Origin of the sequence: Paenibacillus pasadenensis DSM 19293 (genome assembly GCF_000422485.1) — a bacterium.
In the GTDB taxonomy this organism is placed as follows: domain Bacteria; phylum Bacillota; class Bacilli; order Paenibacillales; family Paenibacillaceae; genus Paenibacillus_O; species Paenibacillus_O pasadenensis.
Genome location: NZ_KE383860.1, coordinates 57650 through 66426 on the forward strand (window position 1 = coordinate 57650; position 8777 = coordinate 66426).

General features: G+C 64.9%; 10 protein-coding genes and 1 pseudogene. 4 read left to right on the forward strand and 7 right to left on the reverse strand.

Annotation, left to right across the window (positions count from 1 at the left end):
- Positions 1-142 precede the first annotated feature (142 nt).
- The 5 genes and pseudogenes from tsaD to H582_RS0124175 form a co-directional block, all read right to left on the reverse strand.
- Complete coding sequence (gene tsaD / locus H582_RS0124160; protein WP_043112000.1) at positions 143-1192, reverse strand: tRNA (adenosine(37)-N6)-threonylcarbamoyltransferase complex transferase subunit TsaD; 1050 nt, start codon at positions 1190-1192, stop codon at positions 143-145.
- A complete protein-coding gene (gene rimI / locus H582_RS29425; RefSeq protein WP_052333625.1) occupies positions 1189-1716 on the reverse strand; it encodes a ribosomal protein S18-alanine N-acetyltransferase in 528 nt (175 codons plus the stop codon). The genes tsaD and rimI overlap by 4 nt, the downstream gene beginning before the upstream one ends.
- Positions 1703-2707 (reverse strand): tRNA (adenosine(37)-N6)-threonylcarbamoyltransferase complex dimerization subunit type 1 TsaB, encoded by a 1005-nt coding sequence (gene tsaB, locus H582_RS31475; protein WP_255309817.1) that lies wholly within the window; start codon positions 2705-2707, stop codon positions 1703-1705. Before tsaB ends, rimI begins: the two co-directional genes overlap by 14 nt.
- Positions 2699-3160 (reverse strand): annotated as a pseudogene (gene tsaE / locus H582_RS31480) (tRNA (adenosine(37)-N6)-threonylcarbamoyltransferase complex ATPase subunit type 1 TsaE); the annotation flags it as partial. The pseudogene tsaE and the gene tsaB, both read right to left, overlap by 9 nt.
- 195 nt (positions 3161-3355) lie before the next feature.
- Positions 3356-4231 carry a YitT family protein gene (locus tag H582_RS0124175; protein WP_028600601.1) on the reverse strand — a complete coding sequence of 292 codons (876 nt, stop codon included), beginning with the start codon at positions 4229-4231 and terminating at the stop codon, positions 3356-3358.
- 276 nt (positions 4232-4507) lie between these two features.
- On the opposite strand from H582_RS0124175, the gene H582_RS0124180 reads away from it, so the two are divergent.
- Positions 4508-4708 (forward strand): hypothetical protein, encoded by a 201-nt coding sequence (locus H582_RS0124180; protein ID WP_028600602.1) that lies wholly within the window; start codon positions 4508-4510, stop codon positions 4706-4708.
- Positions 4709-4753: 45 nt separating this feature from the next.
- On the opposite strand, the gene H582_RS0124185 is transcribed toward H582_RS0124180, so the two are convergent.
- Entirely contained in the window at positions 4754-4951 is a 198-nt protein-coding gene (locus H582_RS0124185) for an H-type small acid-soluble spore protein (protein WP_028600603.1), read from the reverse strand.
- 53 nt (positions 4952-5004) lie between these two features.
- On the reverse strand, positions 5005-5400 hold the full coding sequence (locus tag H582_RS33290) for a hypothetical protein (RefSeq protein WP_043112002.1): 396 nt from the start codon (positions 5398-5400) through the stop codon (positions 5005-5007).
- A 169-nt stretch (positions 5401-5569) separates the two neighbouring features.
- Here H582_RS33290 and ku point away from each other — a divergent pair, with 169 nt between their 5' ends.
- Genes ku through ligD form a run of 3 tightly spaced genes read left to right on the forward strand, consistent with a single transcriptional unit; the run spans position 5570 to position 8704 of the window.
- Positions 5570-6535: a non-homologous end joining protein Ku gene (gene ku, locus H582_RS0124195; RefSeq protein WP_028600604.1), complete on the forward strand. Its 966-nt coding sequence runs from the start codon at positions 5570-5572 to the stop codon at positions 6533-6535.
- On the forward strand, positions 6536-7786 hold the full coding sequence (locus tag H582_RS30555; protein WP_028600605.1) for an ATP-dependent DNA ligase: 1251 nt from the start codon (positions 6536-6538) through the stop codon (positions 7784-7786).
- Positions 7787-7807: 21 nt separating this feature from the next.
- Positions 7808-8704: a non-homologous end-joining DNA ligase gene (ligD, locus tag H582_RS0124205; protein ID WP_028600606.1), complete on the forward strand. Its 897-nt coding sequence runs from the start codon at positions 7808-7810 to the stop codon at positions 8702-8704.
- Positions 8705-8777 lie beyond the last annotated feature (73 nt).

The following is an 8777-nucleotide window of genomic DNA, read 5'->3' on the forward strand; positions in this document are numbered from 1 at the left end:
GCCATCCTCAACCCGATTCCGCAGCCATAGACGATGCCCATGCAAAAACCGCCTCAAGGCAAGCAGGAAGCCGTTGCTTCCTGCCCGCCCGAGGCGGTTTTTTGGATCGAGCGAACTTCGACTATGCGCGCCGGAGCTCTGCCTAGCCCCCCGCGCCGGCAGCCGGCTTGACCGACCAGGCCTCCAGCGACAGGCCGGGATCGGCCTTCAGGTCGAGCTCGTCGAACTGGCCGCGCTTCCACTTGAGATGAGCGGCGGCGCCGATCATCGCCGCGTTGTCCGTGCAGAGCGAATGCGGCGGAATGAGCAGCGGCAGCCCCTCGGCCTCGCACAGCTCCGTCAGCCGCGCGCGCAAGCCGCGGTTGGCCGCCACGCCGCCGCACAGCAGCAGCTGGCGCACGCCATGCTCGCGCGCGGCGCGCATCGCTTTGCCGGTGACGACGTCGATGACCGACTCCTGGAAGCCGCGGGCCAGTCCCGGCACGTCGAGCTCCAGCCCTTTCATGTTCGCCTGGTTGATGGCGGCGAGCACGGCCGACTTGAGGCCGCTGAAGCTGAAGTCGTACGAGTCCGGCTCCAGCCAGGAGCGCGGCAGCTCGATGACCGTCTGCGCCTCCGCCGCCGTGCGGTCGACATGCGGTCCGCCCGGATACGGATAATGGAGCGCCCGCGCGACCTTGTCGTACGCCTCGCCGACGGCGTCGTCGCGCGTGCGTCCGATGATTCGGAACACGCCTTCCTCCTCGAGCAGCACGAGCTCCGTGTGGCCGCCGGACACGACGAGCGCGAGGCACGGATACTCCAGCTCCTGCACGAGCGCGTTGGCGTAGATATGCCCCGCGATATGATGCGTGCCGATGAGCGGGATGTCGAGCGCCATCGCCAGGCTCATGCCGGACACGATGCCGACGAGCAGCGCGCCGACGAGCCCCGGCCCCTGGGTGACGGCGACGGCCGACAGCTCGTCCGGCCGCACGCCCGCTTCCTGCAGCGCCTCTTCGATGATGAGCGTGATCACCTCCACATGCTTGCGGGAGGCGATCTCCGGCACGACGCCGCCGAACAGCCGATGCGTCTCGATCTGGCTCGAGACGATGTTGCTCAAAATCTCCTTGCCCCCGCGGATGACCGCGGCGGACGTCTCGTCGCAGCTCGTCTCGATCGCGAGGATCAAGCCTGCTTCTGTCTTCATTGCGATTGCGCCCTTCCTTCCGCTCCGCCGCGGCCGAGCTCGGCCCACATGATCAGAGCATCCTCATTGTTGTCGGAATAGTAGCCGGGGCGGATGCCGGAAGGCTCGAAGCCGAACTTGCGGTACAGCGACTGGGCGATCTCGTTGCTTACCCGCACCTCCAGCGTCATCCTCGTGGCGCCGAAAAACGTCGCGAGCTTCTGCAGCTCCGACAGCAGCCGCGCGCCCAGCTTGCGCCCGCGGAACGCGCCGCTCACCGCGATGTTCGTCACATGCGCCTCGTCCATGATGATCCACATGCCGCCGTAGCCGATGATCTCGCCATGCAGCTGCATGACCATGTAGCGGGCGAAGTGGTTGTGCGTCAGCTCGTTCGCGAACGCATCCGAGGTCCACGGGGAGGTGAACGCTTCATGCTCGATGGCGATGATCGAAGGAATGTCCTCCATCCTCATGGAGCGGAAGACGAGTCCGTCTCCTCCGTCGTCCTCCGCCTGCTCGCGCAAGCGGTCATAGTCGGCCATCGTTCTTCTCCTCCCGGGATTTTTCCAGTAGTTTAGCTTCCGCTTCAGCCAGCTGCGTGTAGTTAGGAACAAGTCCGTGCGCATCGACCGCTTCACCTCCGGCAAGACTCCGTGCCCCGAGCCAGGCGACGGTTCGCCCGTCTATCGTATGCGGCTGCCTGCAGACAGCCGGTCCATCTCCGTCAGCCTCGGCCAGCTCTTCGAACCGGCGGATGCTTTCTTCATGCTTGTCCAGATCGCCGGTAAAAAGCACATAAGCCGGCCGTCTGTCCGCCGCGGCCAGCAGCTCCGCCAGCCGCGCGGCCCAGCCGTCCATCAGGCGCAGCGCGTCCGGCTCCAGCCGCCGCCACGGCGCATCCGCGGGCAGCCACTGGCCCTCGGCATAGCCGGGAGCGGCGCCGGCCGCGAACAGCGCCGTATACGCCTGACCGCGCCGCGCGTCGAGCAGCGGCACGATCCAGCCGCCGGCCTCGTCGGCCAGCAAGCTTGACGAAGCCAAGCCGAGCGTACCTCCGTCGCGAGCGCCGGCAGCCGGCTCTCCGCTTCCGTCATCAGCGCCGCCGACAGCCGCAGCCGCCAACCCGGCCGCCTCGCGCCAGGCGCCGGCGGCCAGCGCCTCCGGCGTGGAGACGCCGACGAGCGGCACGCCCCACGTCCAGGCGAGCGTCTTGGCGATCGAGGCCGCGATCCGCACGCCCGTATACGAGCCCGGACCTACGCCGGCGGCGATGCCCGCAAGCTCCGTCCCGCGCACGCCCGCCTCGCGCAGCAGCCGCTGCACCGCCGGCACCGCATGCGCGGAATGGTTGCGCGCGGCTGGCGCCTGCACGCTCCCGAGCGCCTCGCTGCCGCGCATAAGCGCGGCGGCGAGCGTCGGCGTCGCCGTGTCGAGCGCCAGCACGAGCGGCTCCCCGGCTTCGGCCTTCGCTTGCCCGGCCAGGAGGCCCGCCTGCGTTCCCCCGGCTTCCGCGGCGGCAAGCCATTCCCGCACCCATGCCGCATACGGCAGCCCTTCGCCCCGCAGCGCGAACCCTCTCCGCTCGCCGTCCTCGCGGACGATGCGGATGCTCAGCTTGCGCTCCGGCAGCAGCTCGGGGATCAGGCTCGCCCATTCGACGAGCGACACGCCGCGGCCGTACCAGTACTCGTCCAGGCCGAGCTCGTCCGCCTCCTCCGGAGACAGCCGGTACACATCCATATGGTAGAGCGGCAGCCGGCCGCTTTCATATTCCTTTATAATCGTAAACGTCGGGCTGCTGACCACGCCCTCCACCGCGAGCGCCGCCGCGAACGCCTGCGAGAAGCGCGTCTTGCCCGCCCCGAGGTCGCCGTCGAGCGCGATTACGGTCCCGGGCTCGGCGCGCTCCGCCAGCCACCCCGCGAGCCGTACCGTGTCCGCCTCGCTGGCCGCGATCCACTGCGCTTCCGCCGCTTCCATCGTCATCTGTTCCACCCTGCTCTCTGTCTGCTGCATCCGTACTCGGAATCTTGTTCCCATTATATCGGCCGCCTCCGCATGCCGCAACCGCCGTCCGCTGCCGTCCGCCGCCGTCCGCCGCAGCGGCGGACGCGAAAAAAGCTCCGGCCGGGACCGGTCAGGTCCCCGTGCCGAAGCTCGCAAGCCTTTGCCGGGCATCCGCTAGTGGATGTCCCGTTTTTTGAACCGGCCGCCCTTGACGTCATGGATGTTGCCGACCGCGAGGAAAGCGGCGGGGTCCATGTCGGTCACGATCGACTTGAGCTTGGCCTCCTCCAGCCGGGTGATGACGACGAAGATGACTTTCTTGTCGCCGCCGGTGAAGCCGCCCTCGCCGTTGAGGTAGGTGACGCCGCGCCCGAGCCGGCTCATGATCGCCTCGCCGATAGGGCGATGCTCGTCGCTGATGATCCAGGCCGCCTTGGACTCGTCGAAGCCCTCGATGACGATATCGATCATCTTGTACGCTATGTAGTAGGCGATCAAGGAGTACATCGCGCGGTCCCAGGAGAACACGAACCCGGCGCTCGTCAGGATGAACAGGTTGACGAACATGACGATCTCTCCGACGGAGAACGGCATCTTCTTGGAGAACAGGATCGCGACGATCTCGGTGCCGTCGAGCGAGCCGCCGAACCGGATGACGAGGCCGACGCCGACGCCCAGCACCATGCCGCCGAAGATCGAGGCGAGGAACTCGTCGATCGTCAGCGGGTCGACGTCATGCAGCAGGAACGTCGTAATCGACATGACCGCTACGCCGTACAGCGTGGAGATCGCGAACGTCTTGCCGATCTGCTTGTAGCCGAGGAACAAGAAAGGCAGGTTGAGCACGAATAGGAAAAGTCCGAGCGGAGCATCCGTCAAATAGGAAACCATGATCGAAATGCCGGTGATGCCGCCGTCGATGATATTGTTCGGCACGAGGAAGATTTCCAGCCCAACCCCCATTAAAATCGCGCCGATCGTCAGAAAGATCGTCCTCTTGACCACCTCGATCAGAGGCAGCCTCAAGTGCTGTCCGTGAACCGAAGCCATAACCCCTCACTCCCTCTCTCCTGTCTATATCTTTAATTATAAAGGTTCTTTTTACTAAATTAAAGCGTTTTTGACCGTTTTCGAATAAAAAACTCGCTTTGGAACGATTTATCTGCGATTACAGCCGGTTATCCCTCGTTATCTCGACTTCTCACCTATTTTCATCCGGAATCCATCAGGATGCTCCCGAATCCTCTTCTTTATATTTATTTTGGGCTTTGCCTCTTAGACCCGAATCCGGTAGCATGAAAGACAAACCGAGGAGGCGATGCGCACATGTCCCGCAACCGCAAAAAAGCCTCGGCGAAGCAAGGAGCTTCGCCAAGGCAGCATGAACTCGATTCGACTCGCAAGCTTTGGCCGCGCAAGCCGCAGACGCAGGTCGGCCCGAGCCGCAAGCAGCAAGAGCGCCGCACCTGGTGCCGCAAGGGCCGGGATGACGGCGCTTTTCCTGTTCTTTCCGGCCGACCGGCCTGAACATGCCGGGCTTCGGGACGCCGATCGTTCCGCATCCGCGTCAGATCAATGCTCTCGCTCCGGCTTTCCCTCATGCAGCCGGTCGACCGACACGGTTTTCGTTTTCTGCGGAGTCGTGCCGACCTGCACGGTCGCCATGCCGTTCGCCTCATCCACGTTCTCGATCCAGACCGAATCCCCGCCCAGATGCACCGCGAACATATCCGAAGATCTGTAGATTTCCATCGCGCGCTTCACGTCCATTGGTCTTCCTCCTTCATCTCGTTCGCTGTACGGACTTCGATTCCTGGCAAAGCCTAGTCGGCCATCAGCTGGCTCTTGATGCGGCCGAGCCGCTCCGTCGGATCGGGCTCTTCCTGCTCGTCCAAGCCGATATCTTCCTTCAGCCTCATCGTGTCGGTCGTCGATTCGCCGATATGTCCGTTATGGATCGTTACCTGGCCGCCTCCCAGCCCCTCGCCGACCATCCGGTCGATGTCCATCTCATAGTCCATGCGTCCGCCGTGATCGTTCGTCCTTCCGGTGCCGGCATCCGTCTCGGACGTCGCGCCTCCATCCTCCAGGGAGCCGTCCAGCTCCGTGCTCATCTCCGCATCGAGCTCGGCCAGGCTGCGCTCGTCGCGCTTGCTCGCCAGCATATGCCGGTTGTCCAGCTCCTTCTCCAGCTTGCGCCGGATTTCTTCCTCGTTCATGCGCTTTCGCCTCCCTTGCTGTCGCTGAGCGTGCAGAGGCTGCATCCAGCCCTATGCGTCAATATGCCCTCACGCCCACGCCCCCATGCATGGAAAACGGCGCCGAAACGCACACTGTCCGTATTACGAGCCGGGCCTTCCCCGGCGCCAGGAGGTCGACTGGACAGCGATGCATACGGTATGGAAAGGCGCGATCAGCTTCGGGCTGGTCCATGTGCCGGTCAAGATGTTTTCGGCGACGGAGGACAAGGATATCTCGCTGCGCATGCTGCATTCCGTCTGCGGCAGTCCGATCGCTTATGTGCGGGAGTGTCCGGTATGCGACAGGAAGATCGAGTGGGACGAGATCGTCAAGGGCTATGAGTACGAAAAGGGCCGTTTCGTCACGTTCTCGAAGGACGAGCTGGAAGCGGCCGCGGGCGAGAAGTCCAAGACGATCCAGATCCTCGATTTCGTCGCCTTGGAGGAGATCGATCCGATCTACTTCCAGAAGACGTACTATTTGTCGCCCGACCAGGCCGGGGGCGGGGCCTACTCGCTGCTGATGGAGGCGATGAAGCAGTCGGGCAAGATCGGCATCGCCAAGATTTCGATCCGCTCCAAGAGCAGCCTTGCCGCCATCCGCGTGCTGGAGGACGGCTGCCTGGCGATGGAGACGATCTTTTACCCGGACGAGATCCGGGCCGTATCGCAGGTGCCGAACCTGCCGGGGCAGGTTCAGGTGAGCGACAAGGAGCTGGCGATGGCCAAGCTGCTCATCGATCAGCTGACGACGCCGTTCGAGCCGGAAAAGTACACCGACGACTACCGCAGCTCGATGCAGGATCTGATCCAGGGCAAAATCGCGGGCGAGGACGTCACCGTCGCGCCGCGCCAGGAGCCGGGGCGGGTGCTCGACCTCATGGCCGCCCTGCAGGCGAGCCTCGAGTCGGTCAAGACGCCGGCCGCGATCCCGGTGACGGATGCGGGAGCGGGAGCTGCCGCCGTGGCAGGCGGCAAGCGCAAGAAAGCCGCTACCGCTGGGGCGGCGGGAGGCGGGAAGACCGATCCGGCAGCGGAGTCCGCCTCCGCCAACGGGACGAAAAAAGCGCCGAAGCCTCGCGTCAAAAAGAAAAAGGACGCCGGGGCTTCCTAGATGGGAGCGAGCCGCGCGGGCGGAAAAGTCGGGCGGGCAGGCGAGATGGGCATGGCGGGAGCCGGCAGCTCCGGCGCGGCCGAGGCAGATCCGAGCGCGATCGCTGAGGCGCAGGCGGGCGGCGCGGCCGAGGCGATGCAGCCTATGGCGCCGATCCATGCGGCAAAGCTGCCGGAAGGGCCCGACTGGGGCTATCAGATCAAATGGGACGGCGTCCGCTTGCTCGCCACGATCGGCGGCGATGGCGGAATCGAGCTTTTTTCTCGCAACGGACTGCGCAAAAACGCCATCTATCCGGAACTCGTCGAGCTGCTGCGAAGCGCCACCCCGGCGCTCGGTCCATGCGTGCTCGACGGCGAGCTGATCGCTTGGACCGGCGAGCGTCCGAGCTTCCAGCGGGTGCTGCAGCGCGAGCGGATGCGCGGCCGTTCGGCCGGCTCGGCGATGACGCTCCTGCGTCATCCGGATCCCGGCGTCCGCCCTTGGCGGGGCGGAGCCGAAAACGCTGCGGCTGACGCAGCCATGGCAGCGGACGAGGCCAGGAGCGGGGCCGAAAGCCCCGGGAGCGCTCGACAGGGAGCGGCCTCGCAGTCGGAGCTTCGGCATGATCGGCCCGATGGCAGCGGCGAGCCGCTCGGGCTTCCCGGCCTCGCCTTTATCCTATTCGACCTGCTGGCATACGGGGGAACCGACCTGCGGGCGCTGCCCTATGCGAGCAGGCATCAGCGGCTGCTCAAGCTGGTCCCTCTGCTGCCGGACGGCATGCTCGTGACGGAGCTTTATTCCGACGGTCGCGCGTTGTGGCGATGGGTGCAGGAGCAGCGCTGGGAAGGCGTCGTCAGCAAGCGGCTGACGGCCCCCTATCGTCCGGCCAAGAAGCATCGGGACTGGTTCAAGACGAAAACCGCGCTGCGGATCGATGTCGATATCGTGGGGCTGAAGGTCCGGGAAGGGCAGGTCGCGAGCCTGGTCATGAGCTTGGAAGGGCAGTATTTCGGCAGCGTATCGCTCGGATTGACGGGAGAGATGAGGACGCTGCTGACGGAGCAGCTCGTTCCGGACGAAGCCTTTCGGGAAGGAAGCCGTCAGCACGGCACGCTTCCTTTTTCGGCGCTGCCGTCGGACCTTAAGGGCGAGCGGATCGTCTGGCTGGAAGCGCCGCTGCCTGGCACCGTCACGGGACTGGAGATTACCGAGGCCGGACAGCTCCGGCATCCGAAGCTGGCGGGCTTCGGCCGCGCGACGAGCTGATCGGAAGGAGGAGTTGCAAGCATGGCGGTCAAGCCGGAAATAGGAGAAATCACCGTCGAGGGAGTCACGCTCTCGATCACGAATCCGTCCAAGCCGCTCTGGCCGGAGGCAGGCGTGACGAAGCTGACGTTCCTGGAGAAGCTGATCCAGCTTTCTCCTTATTTGATCCGCCACTGCCGCGACCGGCATCTGACGACGATCCGCTATCCGCATGGCATCCACGACAAGTTTTTTTACCAAAAAAATTGTCCGGAGCCCCGGCCGGAATTCGTCGCCACGCGCGTCAGCGGCGGAATCGACTACGTCGTGCTGGACAAGCTGCCGACGCTGCTTTGGCTCGGCAATCTGGCCTGCCTGGAATTCCACGCTTCGTTCGACCTCGCGGACGATCCGGTCCATCCGCTGGAATGGGTGATCGACCTTGATCCATCGCAGGAGGAGGAGCCGCGCATCATGGAGGCGGCCCTGCTCGTCGGCGAGCAGCTCGCCGCGCTCGGCATCGAGTCGCTGGCCAAGACGAGCGGAGCGACCGGCGTGCAGCTCATCGTGCCGTTGGCGGATCGGCTCTCCTTCGACGAGCTGCGCTCGATCGGGCAATTCGTCGGCGAGTATATGACGCAGAAGCGGCCGGACCTGTTCACCGTCGAGCGGCTCAAGAAGCATCGCGGCGACCGCATCTACTTCGATTACTTGCAGCATTATCAAGGCAAGACGATCGCCGCTCCGTACACGCCGCGCGCCAAGCCGGGCGCGACCGTGTCGACGCCGCTCGGCTGGGACGAGATCCGCGCCGGCGCGCAGATCGCCGACTTTCATCTGCTCAATATCGCGGAGCGGCTGCAGGAGAAGGGCGATCTGCTCGAAGCCGCTCCACGCCAGCGGCTGCGGCCGATTTTGGAGTTTCTTCGGCGGCGGTGAGGAGAGTGGACTCGTGACGGCATTGGACAGCCCTCCCGCTACGCGCAGTTTTTCCGCGCGTAGCGGGCTGGGG